We start from the raw sequence: 19635 nt of genomic DNA on the forward strand, positions 1-19635 counted from the left end.
TTCTTATTTTTACCCTCACCATAACCCTCTCCCTGAAAGGGAGAGGGAATAAACAATGTTCCACGTTGGCTGTTTTCCCCCTCTCCCTCTGGGAGAGGGGCGGGGTGAGGGGAAAATCTAGCGCAGCCGCTCCGGGTGCGTATAAACCGTGGCACGGCCTGGCCGGTTAAAGCCCACCAGCGTCAGATTCGTACGCTGTGCAACTTCCACTGCCAACGAAGTTGCAGCAGATACCGCAAACAGGATTTCAATGCCGCACATCGCGGCCTTCTGCACCATCTCATAGCTCGCACGGCTCGACACCAGCGCGGCGCCGTTATGCCACGGGTTACGGCTGCGAACGCCGAGCATTTTATCCAGCGCCACATGGCGGCCAATATCTTCGCGCCCATCCAGAATCTGGCCATTAACATCAAGCCATAACGCCGCATGAGTGCAGCCCGTTAGCTCGCCGACGGGCTGGTAGTCACGCATTTTTTTCAGCGGCTCGTCCAGGTTTTCCAGGGCAAACGTCTGGGTAAACGGCAGCGGCGGCACGGGGCGGCCAATGTCATTCAACTGCTCAACGCCGCAGACGCCGCAGCCGGTTCGTCCGGCCAGCGCCCGGCGACGCTCTTTCAGGCCCGCAAAGCGGCGGCTGGACAGCTCGACCTGCACTTCAATGCCGTTACAAGTTGGCAACACATCCATCCCGTAAATATCCGCCGGACTTTCAATAATGCCTTCGGACAGGGAAAACCCGAGCGCAAACGCTTCAAGGTCTTTGGGCGAAGCCATCATCACGACGTGGGAAATGCCGTTGTAGACCAGCGCGACGGGCACTTCCTCCGCCAGCCAGTCGGTTTCGGCTACGGTGAGATTGCCCCGGTGCCAGAGCTCGATCGTGCGCGCGCCGGTAACCTGTTCCATCATATTTTTTTCAGAGTGGTGAAATTTGTTCACTTTGTTTTAACCAATCGAGAACACCCTCAGTACCATTGTGGTATTCTAGAAATACCCCTTCCGGATGAAGGGAAGTAAGCCATCAAAATCTATAGTGGTTCTAATTGTGAACCTTTGCGGGTCACCCCGCAAAATAAATCCTAAGCAATGTGAAATGTCGAAATGTAAGGAGCGATCCATGCAGGTCAGCAGAAGGCAGTTCTTTAAGATCTGTGCTGGCGGTATGGCAGGCACCACGGCAGCGGCACTGGGTTTTGCCCCCGGCGCTGCGCTCGCGGAAACCCGGCAGTACAAGCTGCTACGCACCCGTGAAACCCGTAACACCTGCACATACTGCTCCGTCGGCTGTGGGCTATTGATGTATAGCCTCGGCGATGGCGCAAAAAACGCAAAAGCCTCAATTTTCCATATCGAAGGTGACCCGGACCACCCGGTAAACCGCGGCGCGCTCTGCCCGAAAGGGGCCGGTCTGGTGGACTTTATCCATTCCGAAAGCCGCCTGAAAACGCCTTCTTATCGCGCACCAGGCTCCGATAAATGGCAGCAAATCAGTTGGGACGATGCCTTTGATCGCATCGCGAAGCTGATGAAAGAAGACCGCGACGCCAACTTCATCGAAAAGAACGAACAGGGCACCACGGTCAACCGCTGGCTCTCCACGGGGATGCTGTGCGCCTCCGCGTCGAGCAACGAAACCGGTTATTTAACCCAGAAATTTACCCGCGCCCTCGGCATGCTTGCCGTGGATAACCAGGCGCGTGTCTGACACGGACCAACGGTAGCAAGTCTTGCTCCAACATTTGGTCGCGGTGCGATGACCAACCACTGGGTTGATATCAAAAACGCCAACCTCATCGTGGTGATGGGTGGGAACGCGGCAGAAGCGCATCCGGTGGGATTCCGCTGGGCGATGGAAGCCAAAATTCACAACGGCGCGAAGCTGATTGTGATCGATCCTCGCTTTACTCGAACCGCTTCGGTGGCGGATTTCTACACGCCTATCCGTTCCGGGACCGACATTGCTTTCCTGTCGGGCGTTCTGCTGTACCTGATAAACAACAACAAATTCAACCGCGAGTACGTCGAGTCTTACACCAACGCCAACCTGATTGTGCGTGAGGACTTCGGCTTCGACGACGGCCTGTTCACCGGCTACGACGCGGCGAACCGCAAGTACGACAAAACCACCTGGAACTATGAGCTGGATGAAGAAGGCTTCGCCAAACGCGACCTGACGCTTCAGCACCCGCGCTGCGTGTGGAACCTGCTGAAAGAGCACATTTCCCGCTACACGCCGGACGTGGTGACCAGCATCTGCGGCACACCGAAAGAAGATTTCCTGAAGGTCTGCGAATACATCGCCGAAACCAGCGTGGCGGACAAAACCGCCTCGTTCCTGTACGCCCTGGGCTGGACACAGCACTCCGTCGGCGCGCAGAACATTCGCACCATGGCGATGATCCAGCTGCTGCTCGGCAACATGGGGATGGCAGGCGGCGGCGTCAACGCCCTGCGCGGCCACTCCAACATTCAGGGTCTGACCGACCTTGGCCTGCTTTCCACCAGCCTGCCAGGTTACATGAACCTGCCAAGCGAAAAACAGGTGGATATCGACAGTTATCTGGCGGCCAACACGCCTAAACCGCTGCTGAAAGGCCAGGTGAACTACTGGGGCAACTACCCGAAATTCTTCGTCTCGATGATGAAAGCCTTCTTTGGCGACAAAGCGACGAAGGAAAACGGCTGGGGCTACGACTGGCTGCCGAAGTGGGACAAAGGCTACGACGTGCTGCAGTACTTCGAGATGATGAGCCAGGGCAAGGTCAACGGCTATCTGTGCCAGGGCTTTAACCCGGTGGCCTCGTTCCCTAACAAGAACAAGGTCGTGGCCTCGCTCTCGAAGCTGAAGTTCCTGGTCACTATCGACCCGCTGAACACCGAAACGTCCAACTTCTGGCAGAACCACGGCGAGATGAACGACGTTGATCCGTCGAAAATCCAGACCGAGGTGTTCCGCCTGCCGTCCACCTGCTTCGCGGAAGAGAATGGCTCCATCGTGAACTCCGGACGCTGGCTGCAGTGGCACTGGAAAGGGGCGGATGCGCCAGGGGAAGCGCTGAACGACGGCGAAATCCTCTCCGGCATCTTCACCCGCCTGCGCCACATGTACGAGCGCGACGGCGGTAAGGTGCCTGAGCAGGTGCTGAACATGACCTGGAAGTACCTGACGCCGGACAACCCGGCGCCGGAAGAAGTGGCCATGGAAAGCAACGGCAAGGCGCTCGAAGACCTGATCGACCCGGCCACCGGCGCGGTGCTGGTGAAAAAAGGGCAGCAGCTTAGCTCCTTTGCTCAGCTGCGCGACGACGGTACAACGTCCAGCGGCTGCTGGATATTCGCCGGGAGCTGGACGCCGGACGGCAACCAGATGGCTCGCCGCGACAACGCCGACCCGTCCGGCCTGGGCAACACGCTCGGCTGGGCATGGGCGTGGCCGCTTAACCGCCGCATTCTGTATAACCGTGCCTCCGCCGATCCATCGGGTAAACCGTGGGATGAAAAACGCCGCCTGATCTCCTGGGATGGTGCGAAATGGGGCGGCATCGACGTGCCGGACTACAGCACCGCCGCGCCGGACAGCGGGGTCGGGCCGTTTATCATGCAGCCGGAAGGCCTGGGTCGCCTGTTTGCCCTCGACAAGATGGCAGAGGGGCCGTTCCCGGAACACTACGAGCCGTTTGAAACGCCGCTGGGCACCAACCCGCTGCACCCGAACGTGGTCTCCAACCCGGCAGCACGCGTGTTTAAAGACGACCTGGAAGCGATGGGCAAGCATGACAAGTTCCCATATGTCGGCACCACCTATCGTCTGACGGAGCATTTCCACTACTGGACCAAGCACGCGCTGCTGAACGCCATCGCGCAGCCGGAGCAGTTTGTCGAGATTGGCGAGAAGCTGGCCAACAAACTCGGCATCGCCCACGGCGACACGGTGAAGGTCTCCTCCAACCGCGGCTACATCAAGGCCAAAGCGGTGGTGACCAAGCGTATCCGCACGCTGGACGTTCACGGTCAGAAGGTGGACACCATCGGGATCCCGATTCACTGGGGTTACGAAGGCGTGGCGAAAAAAGGCTTTATTGCCAACACCCTGACGCCGTTTGTCGGGGATGCCAACACGCAAACGCCGGAGTTCAAGGCGTTCCTGGTCAACGTGGAAAAGGTGTAACGGAGACGAATTATGGCTTATCAATCTCAGGACATTATCCGTCGTTCCGCTACTAACGGCTTCACGCCCGCGCCTCAGGCGCGGGATCACCAGCAAGAGGTCGCCAAGCTTATCGACGTCACCACCTGCATCGGCTGTAAGGCCTGCCAGGTGGCGTGCTCAGAGTGGAACGACATCCGCGATGAAGTGGGGCACAACGTCGGGGTGTACGACAACCCGGCGGACCTGACCGCCAAATCATGGACGGTGATGCGCTTCTCGGAAGTGGAGCAGAACGACAAACTGGAATGGCTGATCCGCAAAGATGGCTGTATGCACTGTGCGGACCCGGGCTGCCTGAAGGCGTGCCCGTCGGAAGGGGCTATTATTCAGTATGCCAACGGCATCGTCGACTTCCAGTCTGAGCAGTGCATCGGCTGCGGCTACTGCATCGCCGGCTGCCCGTTCGACGTGCCGCGCCTGAACCCGGAAGACAACCGCGTCTACAAATGCACCCTGTGCGTAGACCGCGTCACCGTGGGCCAGGAGCCGGCATGCGTGAAGACCTGCCCGACCGGGGCGATTCATTTCGGCTCGAAAGAGGACATGAAAACCCTCGCCGGTGAGCGCGTGACGGAGCTGAAAACCCGTGGTTACGACAACGCAGGTTTGTACGATCCGGCCGGCGTTGGCGGGACGCACGTCATGTACGTGCTGCATCATGCGGACAAGCCGACGCTGTATCACGGCCTGCCGGAGAACCCGTCCATCAGCCCAACCGTGAAGTTCTGGAAAGGCGTCTGGAAACCGCTGGCCGCGATCGGCTTTGCGGCCACCTTCGCCGCCAGCGTCTTCCACTACGTTGGGGTCGGCCCGAACCGTGCCGATGAAGAGGACGATAATCTGCACCATGACGACGACGAGGTGCGTAAATGAAAAAGCAACCGACCATTCAGCGCTACAGCGCGCCTGAGCGCATCAACCACTGGATCACCGCCTTCTGCTTCGTGCTGGCGGCGGTGAGCGGACTGGGCTTTTTCTTCCCGTCCTTCAACTGGCTGATGGGCATTCTCGGCACGCCGCAGCTGGCGCGCATCCTCCACCCGTTCGTTGGGGTGGTGATGTTCGCCTCCTTCATAATCATGTTTTTCCGTTACTGGCACCACAACCTAATCAATCGGGATGATATCTTTTGGGCGAAGAATATTCGTAAGATCGTCGTCAACGAGGAAGTGGGAGACACCGGGCGCTATAACTTCGGCCAGAAATGCGTGTTCTGGGCGGCGATTATTTTCCTGGTGCTGTTGCTGGCGAGCGGCGTGATTATCTGGCGTCCTTACTTTGCGCCAGTCTTCCCTATTCCGGTTATTCGATTTGCGTTAATGCTGCATTCATTTGCCGCGGTAGCGTTAATTGTGGTTATTATGGTGCATATTTACGCCGCCCTTTGGGTAAAAGGCACCATCACCGCGATGGTGGAGGGCTGGGTTACCACGACGTGGGCGAAGAAACATCACCCGAAATGGTACCGCGAAGTCCGCCAGAAACAGGAAAAGTCATCTGAATGAGTATTCGCATAATCCCGCAAGATCAGCTGGAGAAGAGCGAGAAACGCACGGCGGAAGTGATTCCGCCGTTATTATTCCCCAGGCTCAAAAATCTCTACAACCGCCGCGCTGAACGCCTGCGCGAGCTGGCTGCCAGCAACCCGCTGGGCGACTATCTGCGCTTTGCCGCGCTGATCGCCCACGCCCAGGAAGTGGTGCTATACGACCACCCGCTGGAGATGGATTTAACCGCCCTGATTGCCGAAGCCGCCAAAACCGGCAAACCGCCGTTGGACATTCACGTCCTGCCACGCGACCCGCACTGGCAGCGCCTGCTGCAGTCGCTGATTGCCGAGCTGAAGCCAGAAATGGACGGCCCGGCGTTAGCGGTGATTGAAAATCTTGAAAAAGCTTCTTCACAGGAGCTGGAAGAGATGGCCACCGCGCTGTTCAACGCTGATTTTTCGCTCGTCAGCAGCGACAAAGCGCCGTTTATCTGGGCCGCGCTGTCGCTCTACTGGGCGCAAATGGCGACGCTTATCCCAGGCAAAGCCAAAGCAGAGTACGGCGAACAGCGCCAGTTCTGCCCGGTTTGCGGCTCGATCCCAGTCGCCAGCATGGTGCACATCGGCACCACCAACGGCCTGCGTTATCTGCACTGCAACCTGTGCGAAACCGAGTGGCATGTGGTGCGCGTGAAGTGCAGCAACTGCGAGCAGACCCGCGACTTAAACTACTGGTCGCTGGACAGCGAACAGGCGGCGATTAAAGCCGAAAGCTGCGGCGACTGCGGCACCTACCTGAAAATTCTCTATCAGGAAAAGGACCCGAAAGTGGAAGCCGTCGCCGACGACCTGGCCTCGCTGGTGCTTGACGCCCGTATGGAGCAGGAAGGCTTCGCCCGCAGCAGCATCAACCCGTTCTTATTCCCTGGCGAAGGGGAATAAAACGACCAACGGCATTCAAATTTGAATGCCGTTTTCTTTTAGTACCCCTTCGTATCAGGCAGCAGTCTGATCAAACTCCAGCCTTTCGCCATCTGGCCCGCGAATCAGTAAAAAACTCACCTTATTCATTGGCGACGATTCCGTTACCGGCCCTTCATCCAGCGTATAATCCAGCGTTTCCAGGCGTGCGGCCACGGCCTGAAGGTCACTCACCTCAAGCGCAATATGGTCAATACCGCAGCGTGGCACATCGAAGCCCTCGCTCTGTGGCAGCTGGTACAGCTCAAGTAACACGCCGCCAAGTTCAATAAAGGCCACTTCAATTTCGCCCATCGAGGCAGTTTTGCTGTAGCGACTTTTCACCTCAAAACCCAGCGGCAGATAGAAGGCCAACGAACGCTCAAGATTGCTTACCTGATAGCCGATATGGGCCAAATGTTTCACCAGTTCGCGCATGTTATACCCCCTTCCTTACGCACCAGAAGCCGTAGAAACCCACATACACAAAGCACAGCAGCGGCACCAGGAAGGCAATCTGCATGTTACCGTGGTTAATGTCCGAGATGACGCCCATCACCAGCGGGATCACCGCCCCACCGATAATCGACATCACCACAATTGAGCCCGCGGTCTGGGTGTCTTTCCCCATGCCTTTGATCACCAGGCCAAAGTTAGTTGGCCAGCACGGCGCCATGCAGAAGCTCACCAGAATCAGCGCATAAACGGCCAGCATGCTGTGGCTGGCCACGGCAATCAGCAGCAACAGCGTGGCGACAGAGGCAAACACGCCGAGCAGCAGCGCAGGGTTCAAACGGTTCATCAGCCAGGTCGCAACGCCTTTACCCACCGCGTAAATTACCAGCGAGGCCAGTAACCAGTAGGTTGCCGAGTGTTCGCTGGTGCCGTGCTGAACCAGCTGTACGAAACGAATGGTAAAGCTCCACACCCCAACCTGCGCCCCCACATAAAGGAACTGTGACAGCACGCCGAGGCGGAAACGAGGGATCGCGAATAAACGGCGCAGCGTGCTGCCCATCCCCTCGGAAGAAACCTGCTGCTTTGGCGCGTCACCTTTGCAGGAAGGGAACTTCACGAAGACAAAGATCAGCGCCAGCACCACCAGCACAGAACCGATAATCAGGTATGGCCCGACGACCTGACCCACCATCTGGTGACGTGCCGCATCTGCCGCAGCGGCAGGCATCTTCAGCAGTTCTTCATGGCTCGGATCATCTTTGCCAAACACCATGATCTGGCCGATTAACACCCCCGAAATGACCCCCAGCGAGTTAAAAATCTGCGAGAAGTTAATGCGCTGGGTGGACGTTTTAATCGGCCCCAGCAGGCTCGAGTAAGTGTTAGCCGACGTTTCCAGGAAAGAGAGGCCGCAGGCGATGACGCCCAGACAGGCAAGGAACGCGCCGTAGGTCATGACCTCTGCGGCAGGGATAAACAGGAAGCAGCCCAGCGCGTAAAGGCAAAGCCCGGTAATAATCGCGGCTTTGTAGGAGTAGCGTTTTATCAGCGCGGCGGCCGGGAGCGCCACGAAGAAATAGCCAAGGAAGAAGATAGATTGCACCAGCGCAGTTTGGGTATCCGACAGATCGAACCCCTTTTTAAACTGGGCAATCAGGATATCGTTCAGGTTTCCGGCCATCCCCCACAGCGCAAACAGGCAGCAAACCAGCAAAAACTGCAGCCAGGGCGTATGGGCGAGATAGGCGCTGGTGTCCAGCTTTTCAGTGTGAACGTTGTCGCTCACTTTATCGTTAATCAGAGTACTCATGTGAAGTCCCCGTAATCGGTTATTTTATCGGTAAGGTTTTTACGCTACCTCATGGTGCGGGGTAGCCAGGGCAAGACGTTCCAGCGCTTCCTGATACTCTGGTAAAGCAGAAGCGCCGTGTTTCTCAACGCTGACCGCGGCATAGGCAGCCGCGAATCTGGCGGCCTGAGGGAGAGACTCTCCGCAGGCCAGACGTGCGCAAAGCGCGCCGTTGAAGGCATCCCCGGCGCCGGTGGTATCGCGGGGGTGGGATGGGAAGCAAGGGATCACGTTTTGTTGTCCCCCCTCACTTAGCAGGGCACCGACGGCACCCAGAGTGATAATGACTCTTGCCACGCCTTTGGCATGGAGTGCATCGGCGGCAAGCTTCGCGCTGTCGGCATCGGTGACCCGGCAGCCCGTTAACAGCCAGGCTTCGGTGGCGTTTGGCGTGAGCAGATCCACACTCGCCAGCAGCGCATCGTCTACGGGCTGATAAGGCGCGGGGTTCAGCACCACAAATGCGCCATGCTCGCGGCCTGCGTTAATCACCTGCTGAATCGCTGAAAGGTTATTCTCCAGCTGCACCAGCACCACATCGGCGCAGCTAATCGCCGGAATACACTGGGCAATTTCTTCGTCGGTTACGGTCATATTCGCGCCGGGATCGACGGCAATCATGTTTTCCGCTTCGTTGCCGGCGACATAGATCAAGGCGTTGCCGGTGGGCACTTCATCGGTGGTCAGCAGCGTGATGGCGTTAAAGCCGACGGTTTTCAGGTGACGGCGGGCGAACTGGCCGAAAGTGTCCTCCCCAATTTTGCCGATGTAATGCACGTTAGCCCCCGCCTTCAGCGCCGCCGTGGCTTGGTTGGCTCCCTTCCCGCCGGCGCTGGTCATGCTGCCGGTAGCAACCAGCGATTCTCCAGGTACAGGAAAACGATCCACCCTGGCGACCATGTCGAAATTGAACGAGCCAAATACACAAACTTTTCCTGTCATGACGTTTCTCCTCAGGCGTGTGCCGGGCTGAGTGCAGCTTCAATATCGCGGGTCATGTTCTGCCAGGCCTGCTCCAGCGCCACATCCGGGCGGAACAGGCCGCTGCTGCCCAGGATCAGTACCTGAGCCCCGGCGGTCAGCAGTTGGCGGTAGGTATTGCGGTTGCAGGAGCCGTCCACCTCAATAAGAAAATCAAGCTGGCGCTGCTGTTTAAGGCGATGCAGCTGAGCAATTTTCTCCACCATCTCGGGGATAAACGGCTGCCCTGCGTAGCCAGGGTCGACGGTCATCACGGTGACTTTGTCGAGCAAGTGGAGGTAATGGTTTAGCGCCTCAACGGGCGTGGCCGGGTTGAGCACGACCCCCACCTTTTTTCCGGCATCGCGGAGGGTATGAATGATTCGAAACGCTTCACGGCTGATGACTTCGGCATGCACGGAGAACGAGTCCGCCCCGGCTGCGATCAGCGGCCCAATAAAATCGGCCGGGTTTTCTACCATCAAATGGACGTCGACAGGCAACGTCGTGTAGGGGCGAATTTGGGCGACGAAGGCGGCGGAAAGCGCCAGGTTTTTAACATAGTGCCCGTCCATCACGTCCACATGCAGCATGTCAGCCTTTTGGTTCAGAACCTGCAGCTGCTCGGCCGTTTTCATAATGTCCATGCACATCAGTGACGGGGAAATGTAATACTTCATAGCGCTTCTCCTGGAAAAGAGTCGGATTTCAGGCAAAGTCAGGCCCCACCGAACGGGCGGTGTGAATGACAGTGCGGTTTTTATCCGTCACGACATGACGGGCACTCAGGCGATCTGCACCCCGACGTTATGCCAGGTCATCTCCTTTTCGAGCAGCGGATCGTTAAAGGACTCGGTAATCAGCCAGTCCAGATCCCCCAGTCCTCCGACACGGGCCACGCCTAAACGTCCGAGCTTGCTGCCGTCCATCAGCGCGACCACCTTGCGAGCCTGAATAATCATCTGCTTGAGCAGCGCTGCGTGCGCCTCGCTGCCGGCATACAGACCGCTGTCTCGCTCCAGCCCCTGGCACGAGAAAAACAGCGTCTCGATCGGATGCTCGAGCAGCATTCTGGCAGTTGTTTCGCCGAAAAAAGCCTCTTCGCTCGCCGACAGGTCCCCGCCCAGCCCCACCACGCGCAGAGAGCGGCGGCTCATTAACGTCTGCACAATGCTCACTGACGGGGTAATGACGGTCAGCGCCATCTCCGGCAGCTGACGCGCAAGGAACCAACTGCTGCTGCTACCGTCGAGCAAAACGGTGTCTCCCGGCTGCAGCAGGCGCAGCGCCTTACGGGCAATGCGCATCTTGGCTTCGCTGTTCAGCAGCGTTCGCTGACGGAAGCTGCCCTGCGCATCCTGAACCGGCACGCCCTGCGGGGCCAGAATGCTTATCGGCAGAGCATTCTCGGCTACCAGCGCGCCGCCATGACTGCGGCTGAGCATCCCTCTGCGCTGCAGTTCGCTGAGGTCACGGCGCACCGTTTCACGGGAAACGCCGGATGCGGCAGCGATGTCATTTACCCGCATCACGCCTTGCTGCCCGAGCAGTTGCAGGATTAAACGGTGACGTTCCAGCGGTAACATAGGTGCCTCCTGAAGTGCAAAATCAGATTACTGGTTTCCGGCATCGCCGATTGCGAGCCAGGCTCTGTCGGCTAATAGCGGCGTATTGCCTCGATGAAAATGTGCTCTGGCTCGCATTATTAATGCCAGCCGACCCGGCTCTCCCTTCGCTCAATCACGCATTCGGTCAAAAACAAAAATAAACGGAAATGAATGCAACCAACCGTTTTTGCCCGTTTCTGACTGTTTACGCCCGACGCACTTTATTCCGCGCTAACTGCTCGCCAACAATTAAAAACAAATGAAAATAAAATAATGTTCAATTGATCACATTATTTTCACTTAATAGCCTTTTTAATCTATTGAGCGCAATAAATCGTGAAATGTGAAACCAATTGAAAGCAAAAACAGGATTAAGAGATGAATGAGACAACCCGCCGTTTTGCCCGCCTGATCGACCTGAGCGCCGTGCAGGCAACCAACATAGAAGCAGATGTTCGCGCCTGTGCGGAGCTGGCCAGCCGCTACAACATTATTTCGGTGCATGTTTTGCCATGCTGGACGCGTTTTCTTAGCACCCTGCTGCCAGAGCAAGGACGCGGCGAAGTGATGATTGGCGGCCCCGTTGGCTTCCCCGGTGGCGGCCACGCGACCGACGTCAAAGTGCAGGAAGTTCGCCAGCTAATTACCGACGGCGCGAGGGAAGTCGACATGGTGGTGAACATCGGCAAAGTGCTGTCCGGGGACTTCGATTATGTTCGCGAAGACCTGCGCCGCGTGGTGGAAGCCGCCGCCCCGATCCCGGCCAAAGTGATCCTTGAGACCCATTACCTGAACGAAGAGCAAATCCGCAAAGTGTGTGACATCGCGGTGGAAGTCGGCATGAAGTGGGTGAAAACCTCCACTGGCTGGGCCCCCACCGGCGCTACGCCTGAAAAAGTCAGCATCATTGCGGATCAGCTCAAAGGCCGAATTGAGATAAAAGGCGCGGGCGGCATACGCGACCTGGACACCGTCCGCACGCTTTACCGCCTGGGCGTTCGCCGCTTCGGCATGAGCCAGAGCGCGGTCAGTAAAGTCCTGGCCCAGCTTGAACAGGATCCAAGCCTGTTCCCGGAATTAAACGATAACTAAAAAATCGCGGGCGGGAAGCCCGCCTTCTCCCGTTCACGGAGCTCAACATGAAAGACAGAATACTGACGATTGACGTCGGCACAGGCAGCGCCAGGGCCGCCCTGCTGGCTCAGACCGGCGAGCTGATTGGCTTTGCTCAGCGTGAATATGACCAGACCACCCTGCAGGCTGGCTGGTCGGAACAGGCCCCGTCGCTGTGGTGGCGTTCAGTATGTGAATGCCTCCACGAAGTGTTGCATCGCTTCGCGGATCAGCGTTCACGCATCGCCGCTATCGGGGTCTGCGGCCAGATGCACGGCACGGTCTTACTGGATGCCGACGGCGAACTGGTCGCGGATAAAGCTCTGCTCTGGAACGACAAGCGCAGCCAGCCACAGGTGGACGCTTTTATCGCCCGTGACGGGGAAGAGAAATGGCTCACCCGGCTAAACAACCCGCCCACCGCGGCCTGGCCCGCTTTCAAACTGGCCTGGTGGCGGGAAAACTGCCCGGAAAGCTGGGCGCGGGTGGCCATGGTGCTGATGCCGAAAGATTACATAAACTTCATGCTAACCGGCGTTTATGCCACCGACTACAGCGAAGCCTCCTGTTATTACCTGATGGACAGCGCCACCCTCAGTTGGTCCTCGCAAGCGCTGGAACGCTTCGGGCTGAAGGCTGACCATTTTCCACCGCTTTACTTGTCCAGCGACGTGATTGGCGAGGTTAGCCCTCAGGCGGCGGCGCTTACCGGCTTACCTGTTGGCATACCTGTCGTTGCCGGTACCTCGGACATGGCCGCCACGCTGCTGGGCTCCGGCGTTTACCAGCCGGGAACTGCCTCGGATTCCACCGGCACCTCAACATTGTTAACGGTCGTTGCCAGACAGCCGCTGCTTCACACCCGCATCAATAATCTGCACCTGGCCAATCCGGCCTGGGGCGGTTTTACCATTCTGGATGCGGGCGGGGATGCCGTGCGGTGGGCCAGACAGGCGATCGCGCAGAACCAGCTTTCACACGCCGATCTGCTGGCCGAGGCGGCAACGGTCAAGCCCGGTGCCGAAGGCCTGCTGTTCCTGCCTTATCTGACGGGAGAACGCCTGGCCGACCACACCAACTCGCGGGCGCAGTTCTTTGGCCTGCAGCGCAAGCACCACCGGGGCCATCTCTTCCGTGCGGTGCTGGAAGGGGTCGCCTTTGCCTCTACGCGTAATCTCAACCAGTTGCGCCAGTGCGGCCAGCACCCGGAACGGATGATTGCCTCCGGCGGCGGCGCGCGCAGCGAACTGTGGCTAAAAATTAAAGCCTCGGCCTATAACCTGCCTATTTTAAGTACACGTAACCAGGAGAATGGCATAACAGGATGCGGTATTATCGCGGGCACCGGCGTGGGTCTGTATACCGATTTTTCCGCCGGCGTGCGTCAGGCCGTTCATTTTGAAAAGGAAATTCTCCCTGACTCACGGCTTCGGGACTACTATGCGGCGTGCTTTGAGGTGTTTGATACACTTTACCAACAGGCTGCGCCGCTGTATGACCAGCTGGATGGGCTCAGCGAAGGGCCAGCGACCGATAGCGGGTCGCCGCGGCTTTAGGCCAGGGGGAAATAAGGCGTGATGCTCCGCAGAGAGCGGAAACAAGAGAGGTCGAATGTTTGCAGAAGAGCGTCAGGAAAAATTACTGAGTATCCTCAGGGAAAAACGGAAAGTTGCGGTGTCCGAGATGTGCGAGGTTTTCAACGTCTCCGGGGCAACGATCAGGGCCGACCTCCGCCAGCTGGAAGAAACGGGCATGTTGACCCGCACCCACGGCGGCGCCATGTTGCGCACCCGCGCCAGCTTTGAGCAGGCATCGGACGACCGTGAAGTGGTGAACCTAAGCGCAAAAGAGCGCATCGGCCAGCGTGCGGCGCAGCTGGTAGAAGATGGCGACATCATCGTGCTGGATACCGGTACCACCACGCTGCACATCGCCCGCCACATCCGCGACCGCAAGAACGTGACCGTGGTGACCAACGACTACCAGATTGCCCGCGAACTCGAAGCCAGCCCTTCTATCCAGACCATCCTGCTGGGCGGTATCGTGAAGAAAGGCTATCACTGCGTGGTGGCGATTAACGGCCGTTCGCTGCTGGATACCCTGAACGTGGATAAAGCGTTTATGGGGGTGAATTCGCTGTCGCTAAAACAGGGTGCCTGCGTGGCCGACGTGATGCTGGCCGAGACAAAACGCGGCATGATAGAGCATGCCAGTCAGGTGATTGTCGTCTGCGACCACAGCAAGCTGGATAACACCTCGCTCGCGCAATTTACCCCTGCGGCACGCATTGATACGCTGGTGATTGACCGTCTGCCGGACAACGCCGAAGCCTGGCGTAACGCCGGGATCCACCTGATTGCGCTGGAAGAATAGCGACCTCAGCTAAAAGTTAAAGCGCCGGTCGATCGGCGCTTTTCTATCTCGATCACCCGCGCTTAATCATCTGCACCACCTGATCGTTTTGGATCTGATGCTCCACGCCCTGTGCGTCGTAATAACGCGTCAGCCCCGTCTGCTTATCGAGCTCCGGCTTGCCTTTGGTCACGATCATTTCGCCCGTCTTAGTCGACATCACGTAGCTGCTGGAGCAGGCCACCGCCGACAGAACAACCACACCCACCAACATCATCCCGAACAGTTTTTTCACTTTTGCCAACCCTTTATTGTTTTAGACGCCGGATTGTAGCTGGATGAAATGCAACCGGGTGTTAATGTGTATTGCGAAGGGAGACTGGGGGCTGGCAGAAGTACGCTATGAGAGTGAGTAAGGCACAATCACGCCTGGGATATCTTTAAAGTCCTTAGTATTACGAGTAAGCAGTGTTTTTTGAGCAACATGAGTAGAGGCCAGAATGATCGCGTCAGGAAGTTTCATCTTATATTGCCTTCTGAGTTCAACCGCTCTTTCCGAGACAGATTGAGTAACAGGCAATACATCAAAATGAGAGAGAAACTGTCGAGTCTGGGCTTCCTGCCGACTATCCCTCACTCCAACCATCACCTCCATCCACGTAACAACGCTTATTGAACGTCCGACGTTGTACTTCTCCATCATTTCTTGAGCCTCATGCCGGCCACTCAGGAAATCGATTAATACATTGGTATCAAAGACAGAAGATTGCTTTTCCATTACCACTCCTCACGCAGCTTTCTTTCATACTCCAGCCCATCGGGGATACTCTCTCCCCAAAGCCCAAATGCATCTTTGATATCGGACTGCTGCCGAGCCAGGTACTGATCAACGGCCTCTCTTAGAAGCTCGGCCCTGGGCAAATTACGCTTTTGCTTTAGGCCATCAAGCTGCCTGATCGCCTCATCCGATAGATCCAGAAGAATTCGCCCCATACCTTCTCCAAAAACGGTAGCCATATATCATCCCTGTATATCATGATTGAGCATAATAAGATCAATTAGTGCTCACAAAGAATACATCTTAATAATGAAAAATGAATTAATACATTGAATAAGAAGAGAAATTTACGAGATGCCGCGAAGCAACTTTGCAACAGCGAATGGTGTCTCAGCCACTGACCGAGCCACCGCACAATCTGCCCCATCCTTTCATTAGACATTTTCCATCCGGCAAGAGACTCTGTCCTCGCACACAACAACCACACTTTGGCAGCCCACCACTTTCTCTGATCAGGATATTCTTTATGTCAGTCACTGAACCCGTCATCCGCCAGTATGAGGCGTACAACGCCCACGATCTCGAGGCCTTTGCCGCCTGCTTTAGCGAAGACTTCATCGCTTACCGCCCGCCAGCCACTACGCCTTCTTTGGAAGGACGCGAAGCACTTTATGCCTTCTATAAAGAGCACCGCTTCAATAACCCAGCCTTGAGAGCAGAAATCATTTCCCGCACCGCGCTGGGCAACAAGGTGTTCGACCACGAGAAGATCCACGGCCTGAGCGATTAACCCATTGAAAGCATGGCGGTTTTCGAAGTAGAAAACGGGCTGATAAAAACGGCGTGGTTCTTTTTTGGCTGAATAGCCGTTGCCCGCGCCCATGTTTGCCAGGCGTATTTTTGACGCAGGTTGTGCAGAATGAAGCCCGGCAAACCCTGCCGGAACGAGCAGCTTATGGGCCGTTAGATTGATTTGGTGAATAATTTCACTTTAGGCGCAGGATATATTCTTACTGACCCATTGGGTAGCAGCAGGAAACCCGGTATACTGCGCCCCGCCTCCATGTAGCAATGAAGGCGCGGAAGGTCGTCGTCTCCGGTGAGGCGGCTGGACTTCAACTCCAGTTGGTGCCGCCAGCGGCGCCGGGCAGGTTCGACTCCTGTGACTTTCCGCCAAGTTTCTACTTCAATAATAATATATAGTTATATATCTGTTGTTGATTGGATTGCTTATCTCATGGAAAGTGTTGCGGCTCTAATCGTGAAGTATGACACTATAATTAATAGTGTATTCTGGTTATTAATATTGTTATTTATTTTTTCTTATATTAGCTTCCGTGCAGGCTCTGGATATAGCATTGTAAACAGATTTTGGCATTTCTTCCTTGGAACCTCTTCATTTACCGATAAAAAATTAAACTCTTTTTGGACTGACAGAAGTGATATTGAGCACTTTAACATGCTCTTCAATGTCAATGCTAAAAATAAAATAGAAATAAAAAGATTTATAACATGGGCAACTATTAATAAAATCGATATCACTAAAGTATCCAGAGCAAAAGGATGGTATAATATATCAACCTTAGAATTATTAACCCCCCGAAGAAAAACCACTTTTTTCATATTTATATGTTCATTTTTCTTTATATATCTATCATTGGCAGCACTCACTATTGCTATAAAACCAGCTGCACTAGTCAGAATAGATAATAATGAACCATGGATATGGGTAGGTAAAAATCAAACTACAAACTATTTCCCAAATATCAGCCTAAGGCAACTTCAGTGGGAAAACTGGTCACTATCAACAAAAGACTGTAATAATAAAAAATTTGATCGTAATAGTTTCTCGACTAAGAGCAGGTTAAAAATAGAAACTATTGATATGTTATGTAGTAGTTATTCTAGCATAGAGGATCAAAAAAATATATTAGCAGTAATTAAAAAGCAGAACGCGTTCTATTTTATATCAGTCATCCCTTTTATATATGGAATTTATTTCTTCATTTTATGCCTCAGAAGAGTACTGGCTATTGAGTTATCTTATGAGATTAAACGAAAAACCATTTCCGACAAAATAAATAAAAGATGATGAACATTAATAATTCATTTTTCTTTGATATTACCGGCCTGTTATTCGAGATGATTAATGCGCTAGTAGAGGATTTAAAAGCGCCCCGCTTTGTTCGAACAGATTCAGGTCTGGCAATGATCGATAGCCAGGCCGGAAATAATCTTCACCAGACCCTCACCCTGCCCTCTCCCTAAAAGGGAGAGGGGAAAATACGGTTCAGCGATTCAGCCTGTATAGCTGCAAACAAGCATCGCCGTTGTTCTGAGAATCGCCACAAATTACATCGGTGGCGTCAGCCCGTTAACCCCGGCGGAAATCCCGCGCGCGACGGCCTGGCCTTTATCGTCTTTGGTGGCGAACAGCACCACTTTCGCGCCCGGCTTCAGCACGGATTTGTCGGCAGGGCTGATCAGCACCACCGGCACGTCGTCCGGCACCTGTACGGTTTTCTGCTGGCCGTGGAATTTCACCGTCATGGTGCGCCCATGGCTGTTCACCAGGGTGCCGACGGTGCCGTTGGTCATGGTGTTAACCTGGCCGTTGGCGGACTCAAACGGATTAAACCCTTCCCCGGAGCCGCGCAGGCTCGGCGCAAAAACGTGCACCTCCAGCGCCTTCAGCGTGCCGTCCGCCTGCGGTACGGCGGCGGTGCCGATAAAGCTGTCGGGTTTGATGTCGCTCATCTTCGCTTCGCTCACGCCGTTGATTCGGGTTTTATCCGTCAGGCCAACGGAGAGCTTTTCGCCCTGCCGGGTGGTGATTTGCAGTGAGGAATCATTGACCGAGTCAATGGTGCCGCGCACCGGGGTAATAACATTGTCCGCCGCCACTGCGCCAACGCTCAGCAGCAGGAGGCTTAAGGCCGGGATAAACAAACGAGGCTTGATCATGCTTTCTCCAGAATCAGGTCAGGTTAAGAAATGCTCTGGATCAAGCGTAACCGCCAAATCAATCCCGGGGGTTAAAGAGTGTGTTCAAACGTTTCCTTACCTACCCGAAACGTGCTCTTTTGCGAAGCGGATAAGACGTTATCGGCATTCTGAGCGGCTCACTATTTCGTGATAAGCTGCGCAATATTGGCGACAGATAAAGCGCATCAATATGTTGATGCGCGATACTGCCTCACTTTTATTACTTGCCACTTCAGGAAGAAAAATGGCCTATAAATATGCGCTTGTACTGCTGGCTCCGCTGCTGCTTGCGGCCTGCTCATCATCGGACAATTCAAGGATGGATCGCCAGGACAGGCAGCGGCTGGACGACAGCTTTATGCGCTCGCCGTGGCCCGACCCTTACTACAACAGCCGCTACCTCACCCCGGAACAGCGCCAGGACATCCGAGACAGGATCCGCGCCGACCAGCTGGAAGCCAGAGGGCGCCGGGATAACAGCACCGACAGCGGCGACGGCTTTGGCCAGCCGGTACATTTCTAAACGGTTGGCACCGTCCCGCCGTCAATGATGTACTCCGTGCCGGTGATCGCGGCGGCACGGTCTGAGGCCAGGAAGGCGATCAGGTTCGCCACTTCTTCTGGTTTTGCCGGGCGGCCAAGCGGAATTCCACCCAGAGAATCCATAATGATCTGCTTGCCACCTTCATAATCCGTGCCCGCCTGCAGCGCCAGCCGCTCCGCCAGGCGAACAGAAGCCTCGGTTTCAATCCAGCCCGGCGCCACACGCAGCACCCGCACGCCCTGCGGGGACACTTCTTTCGACAGGCTTTTGCTGTAGGCGGAAAGCGCCGCTTTAGCCGCCGCATAGGCCGTGGTGGCCTCCGGCAGCGGTAAAATCCGCTGAATGGAAGAGACGTGGATAATCACGCCTGCCCCCTGCGCCGTCATGCCCGGTAGCAGCGCCCTGTCCAGCCGCACCGCCGGGAAAAGGTTAAGCGCCAGCTCGCGCTGCCACTGTTCTTCGTCCAGCGCCGCGTAACCTCCGGCCGGGGAGGATGAGCCGCCGAGCATATGCACGATGATATCCACGCCGCCGAGCCGTGCATGCACGGCTTTTACCAGCTGCTCACAGCCCTCACGCGTGGCGAGATCCGCCGCCACAAACTCTTCATCACCAACGTTTTCAGGCGCATGGCGGGCCACGGTCATCACCTGAGCGCCAAGCTCGCGGAACAGCGCTACGGTTGCCGCGCCAGCGCCCTTCGTGCCGGACGTCACCAGCGCTCTCTTGCCCTTCAGTGTCAAAAAGTCAGTCATTTTACGTTCTCCAGAAAGTCGATTTACCTGCCGTATCTCTACTCTAAGAACGCGGTATAATTTAAACAATTG

General features: G+C 55.9%; 21 protein-coding genes, 1 tRNA gene and 1 pseudogene. 12 read left to right on the forward strand and 11 right to left on the reverse strand.

Annotated features, from left to right (window positions below; all coding sequences use genetic code 11):
• Nucleotides 1-117: 117 nt before the first annotated feature.
• Nucleotides 118-909, reverse strand: coding sequence for a formate dehydrogenase accessory sulfurtransferase FdhD (fdhD, locus tag HX778_RS02875; RefSeq protein WP_218167005.1), 792 nt, complete (start codon nucleotides 907-909; stop codon nucleotides 118-120).
• Between the two features lie 211 nt (nucleotides 910-1120).
• On the opposite strand from fdhD, the gene fdnG reads away from it, so the two are divergent.
• Genes fdnG through fdhE form a run of 4 tightly spaced genes read left to right on the forward strand, consistent with a single transcriptional unit; the run spans nucleotide 1121 to nucleotide 6644 of the window.
• A complete protein-coding gene (gene fdnG / locus HX778_RS02880; protein WP_176981247.1) occupies nucleotides 1121-4171 on the forward strand; it encodes a formate dehydrogenase-N subunit alpha in 3051 nt (1016 codons plus the stop codon).
• A 12-nt stretch (nucleotides 4172-4183) separates the two neighbouring features.
• Nucleotides 4184-5086 carry a formate dehydrogenase subunit beta gene (fdxH, locus tag HX778_RS02885; protein WP_038477700.1) on the forward strand — a complete coding sequence of 301 codons (903 nt, stop codon included), beginning with the start codon at nucleotides 4184-4186 and terminating at the stop codon, nucleotides 5084-5086.
• Nucleotides 5083-5718 carry a formate dehydrogenase cytochrome b556 subunit gene (gene fdoI, locus HX778_RS02890; protein ID WP_038477697.1) on the forward strand — a complete coding sequence of 212 codons (636 nt, stop codon included), beginning with the start codon at nucleotides 5083-5085 and terminating at the stop codon, nucleotides 5716-5718. The genes fdxH and fdoI overlap by 4 nt, the downstream gene beginning before the upstream one ends.
• Nucleotides 5715-6644: a formate dehydrogenase accessory protein FdhE gene (gene fdhE / locus HX778_RS02895; RefSeq protein ID WP_038477694.1), complete on the forward strand. Its 930-nt coding sequence runs from the start codon at nucleotides 5715-5717 to the stop codon at nucleotides 6642-6644. Before fdoI ends, fdhE begins: the two co-directional genes overlap by 4 nt.
• 54 nt (nucleotides 6645-6698) lie before the next feature.
• On the opposite strand, the gene HX778_RS02900 is transcribed toward fdhE, so the two are convergent.
• The 5 genes from HX778_RS02900 to HX778_RS02920 all read right to left on the reverse strand — a co-directional run bounded on the left by HX778_RS02900 (nucleotide 6699) and on the right by HX778_RS02920 (nucleotide 11015).
• Nucleotides 6699-7100: a VOC family protein gene (locus HX778_RS02900; RefSeq protein WP_176981248.1), complete on the reverse strand. Its 402-nt coding sequence runs from the start codon at nucleotides 7098-7100 to the stop codon at nucleotides 6699-6701.
• Nucleotide 7101: 1 nt separating this feature from the next.
• A complete protein-coding gene (fucP, locus tag HX778_RS02905) occupies nucleotides 7102-8430 on the reverse strand; it encodes an L-fucose:H+ symporter permease (RefSeq protein ID WP_061273458.1) in 1329 nt (442 codons plus the stop codon).
• A 39-nt stretch (nucleotides 8431-8469) separates the two neighbouring features.
• Complete coding sequence (locus HX778_RS02910) at nucleotides 8470-9411, reverse strand: ribokinase (RefSeq protein ID WP_176981249.1); 942 nt, start codon at nucleotides 9409-9411, stop codon at nucleotides 8470-8472.
• Between the two features lie 11 nt (nucleotides 9412-9422).
• The gene (alsE, locus tag HX778_RS02915) at nucleotides 9423-10109 is read right to left on the reverse strand and encodes a D-allulose 6-phosphate 3-epimerase (RefSeq protein ID WP_176981250.1); all 687 of its coding nucleotides are present in this window, start codon (nucleotides 10107-10109) and stop codon (nucleotides 9423-9425) included.
• A 105-nt stretch (nucleotides 10110-10214) separates the two neighbouring features.
• Nucleotides 10215-11015 carry a DeoR/GlpR family DNA-binding transcription regulator gene (locus HX778_RS02920; RefSeq protein ID WP_176981251.1) on the reverse strand — a complete coding sequence of 267 codons (801 nt, stop codon included), beginning with the start codon at nucleotides 11013-11015 and terminating at the stop codon, nucleotides 10215-10217.
• A 399-nt stretch (nucleotides 11016-11414) separates the two neighbouring features.
• Here HX778_RS02920 and deoC point away from each other — a divergent pair, with 399 nt between their 5' ends.
• From deoC to HX778_RS02935, 3 genes are read left to right on the forward strand one after another with little or no spacing between them, the layout of a single operon-like run.
• Nucleotides 11415-12128 carry a deoxyribose-phosphate aldolase gene (gene deoC, locus HX778_RS02925; protein WP_176981252.1) on the forward strand — a complete coding sequence of 238 codons (714 nt, stop codon included), beginning with the start codon at nucleotides 11415-11417 and terminating at the stop codon, nucleotides 12126-12128.
• A 47-nt stretch (nucleotides 12129-12175) separates the two neighbouring features.
• On the forward strand, nucleotides 12176-13705 hold the full coding sequence (locus HX778_RS02930) for an FGGY-family carbohydrate kinase (protein WP_176981253.1): 1530 nt from the start codon (nucleotides 12176-12178) through the stop codon (nucleotides 13703-13705).
• A 55-nt stretch (nucleotides 13706-13760) separates the two neighbouring features.
• Nucleotides 13761-14522 (forward strand): DeoR/GlpR family DNA-binding transcription regulator, encoded by a 762-nt coding sequence (locus HX778_RS02935; protein WP_045784321.1) that lies wholly within the window; start codon nucleotides 13761-13763, stop codon nucleotides 14520-14522.
• A gap of 52 nt (nucleotides 14523-14574) precedes the next feature.
• Here HX778_RS02935 and HX778_RS02940 read toward each other — a convergent pair whose 3' ends face one another.
• From HX778_RS02940 to HX778_RS02950, 3 genes are all read right to left on the reverse strand, one after another.
• Nucleotides 14575-14796: a YgdI/YgdR family lipoprotein gene (locus tag HX778_RS02940; protein WP_370527336.1), complete on the reverse strand. Its 222-nt coding sequence runs from the start codon at nucleotides 14794-14796 to the stop codon at nucleotides 14575-14577.
• Nucleotides 14797-14901: 105 nt separating this feature from the next.
• Nucleotides 14902-15279: a type II toxin-antitoxin system VapC family toxin gene (locus HX778_RS02945; protein ID WP_176981254.1), complete on the reverse strand. Its 378-nt coding sequence runs from the start codon at nucleotides 15277-15279 to the stop codon at nucleotides 14902-14904.
• Entirely contained in the window at nucleotides 15279-15518 is a 240-nt protein-coding gene (locus tag HX778_RS02950; protein WP_176981255.1) for a CopG family transcriptional regulator, read from the reverse strand. Before HX778_RS02950 ends, HX778_RS02945 begins: the two co-directional genes overlap by 1 nt.
• 287 nt (nucleotides 15519-15805) lie before the next feature.
• On the opposite strand from HX778_RS02950, the pseudogene HX778_RS02955 reads away from it, so the two are divergent.
• The 4 genes and pseudogenes from HX778_RS02955 (at nucleotide 15806) to HX778_RS02970 (ending at nucleotide 17547) form a co-directional block, all read left to right on the forward strand.
• Nucleotides 15806-16141, forward strand: a pseudogene (locus tag HX778_RS02955) (nuclear transport factor 2 family protein).
• 219 nt (nucleotides 16142-16360) lie between these two features.
• Nucleotides 16361-16455 (forward strand) — tRNA-Sec (locus HX778_RS02960).
• Nucleotides 16442-17371: a DUF6216 family protein gene (locus HX778_RS02965; protein ID WP_071842959.1), complete on the forward strand. Its 930-nt coding sequence runs from the start codon at nucleotides 16442-16444 to the stop codon at nucleotides 17369-17371. Before HX778_RS02960 ends, HX778_RS02965 begins: the two co-directional genes overlap by 14 nt.
• Nucleotides 17368-17547: a hypothetical protein gene (locus HX778_RS02970; RefSeq protein ID WP_038477682.1), complete on the forward strand. Its 180-nt coding sequence runs from the start codon at nucleotides 17368-17370 to the stop codon at nucleotides 17545-17547. Before HX778_RS02965 ends, HX778_RS02970 begins: the two co-directional genes overlap by 4 nt.
• Before the next feature lie 84 nt (nucleotides 17548-17631).
• Here HX778_RS02970 and HX778_RS02975 read toward each other — a convergent pair whose 3' ends face one another.
• Nucleotides 17632-18243 (reverse strand): hypothetical protein, encoded by a 612-nt coding sequence (locus HX778_RS02975; RefSeq protein WP_176981256.1) that lies wholly within the window; start codon nucleotides 18241-18243, stop codon nucleotides 17632-17634.
• A gap of 265 nt (nucleotides 18244-18508) precedes the next feature.
• Here HX778_RS02975 and HX778_RS02980 point away from each other — a divergent pair, with 265 nt between their 5' ends.
• A complete protein-coding gene (locus HX778_RS02980) occupies nucleotides 18509-18787 on the forward strand; it encodes a hypothetical protein (protein WP_176981257.1) in 279 nt (92 codons plus the stop codon).
• Here HX778_RS02980 and HX778_RS02985 read toward each other — a convergent pair.
• Nucleotides 18784-19563: an SDR family oxidoreductase gene (locus HX778_RS02985; protein ID WP_176981258.1), complete on the reverse strand. Its 780-nt coding sequence runs from the start codon at nucleotides 19561-19563 to the stop codon at nucleotides 18784-18786. The two genes, HX778_RS02980 and HX778_RS02985, sit on opposite strands and share 4 nt — an antisense overlap.
• Nucleotides 19564-19635: the final 72 nt, after the last annotated feature.

Source organism: Cedecea sp. P7760 (genome assembly GCF_013386425.1).
GTDB classification, from domain to species: Bacteria; Pseudomonadota; Gammaproteobacteria; order Enterobacterales; family Enterobacteriaceae; genus Cedecea; species Cedecea selenatireducens.

What these genes read in the sequence shown, in the direction of transcription:
- fdoI (WP_038477697.1), top strand. Translation starts at nt 5,083, where the DNA reads ATGAAAAAGCAACCGACCATTCAGCGCTACAGCGCGCCTGAGCGCATC.
- fdhD (WP_218167005.1), bottom strand. Translation starts at nt 909, where the DNA reads ATGGAACAGGTTACCGGCGCGCGCACGATCGAGCTCTGGCACCGGGGC.
- fdhE (WP_038477694.1), top strand. Translation starts at nt 5,715, where the DNA reads ATGAGTATTCGCATAATCCCGCAAGATCAGCTGGAGAAGAGCGAGAAA.
- HX778_RS02935 (WP_045784321.1), top strand. Translation starts at nt 13,761, where the DNA reads ATGTTTGCAGAAGAGCGTCAGGAAAAATTACTGAGTATCCTCAGGGAA.
- HX778_RS02910 (WP_176981249.1), bottom strand. Translation starts at nt 9,411, where the DNA reads ATGACAGGAAAAGTTTGTGTATTTGGCTCGTTCAATTTCGACATGGTC.
- HX778_RS02950 (WP_176981255.1), bottom strand. Translation starts at nt 15,518, where the DNA reads ATGGCTACCGTTTTTGGAGAAGGTATGGGGCGAATTCTTCTGGATCTA.
- HX778_RS02980 (WP_176981257.1), top strand. Translation starts at nt 18,509, where the DNA reads ATGGCCTATAAATATGCGCTTGTACTGCTGGCTCCGCTGCTGCTTGCG.
- HX778_RS02945 (WP_176981254.1), bottom strand. Translation starts at nt 15,279, where the DNA reads ATGGAAAAGCAATCTTCTGTCTTTGATACCAATGTATTAATCGATTTC.
- HX778_RS02970 (WP_038477682.1), top strand. Translation starts at nt 17,368, where the DNA reads ATGATGAACATTAATAATTCATTTTTCTTTGATATTACCGGCCTGTTA.
- fucP (WP_061273458.1), bottom strand. Translation starts at nt 8,430, where the DNA reads ATGAGTACTCTGATTAACGATAAAGTGAGCGACAACGTTCACACTGAA.
- HX778_RS02930 (WP_176981253.1), top strand. Translation starts at nt 12,176, where the DNA reads ATGAAAGACAGAATACTGACGATTGACGTCGGCACAGGCAGCGCCAGG.
- HX778_RS02900 (WP_176981248.1), bottom strand. Translation starts at nt 7,100, where the DNA reads ATGCGCGAACTGGTGAAACATTTGGCCCATATCGGCTATCAGGTAAGC.
- HX778_RS02920 (WP_176981251.1), bottom strand. Translation starts at nt 11,015, where the DNA reads ATGTTACCGCTGGAACGTCACCGTTTAATCCTGCAACTGCTCGGGCAG.
- alsE (WP_176981250.1), bottom strand. Translation starts at nt 10,109, where the DNA reads ATGAAGTATTACATTTCCCCGTCACTGATGTGCATGGACATTATGAAA.
- deoC (WP_176981252.1), top strand. Translation starts at nt 11,415, where the DNA reads ATGAATGAGACAACCCGCCGTTTTGCCCGCCTGATCGACCTGAGCGCC.
- HX778_RS02975 (WP_176981256.1), bottom strand. Translation starts at nt 18,243, where the DNA reads ATGATCAAGCCTCGTTTGTTTATCCCGGCCTTAAGCCTCCTGCTGCTG.
- HX778_RS02985 (WP_176981258.1), bottom strand. Translation starts at nt 19,563, where the DNA reads ATGACTGACTTTTTGACACTGAAGGGCAAGAGAGCGCTGGTGACGTCC.
- fdxH (WP_038477700.1), top strand. Translation starts at nt 4,184, where the DNA reads ATGGCTTATCAATCTCAGGACATTATCCGTCGTTCCGCTACTAACGGC.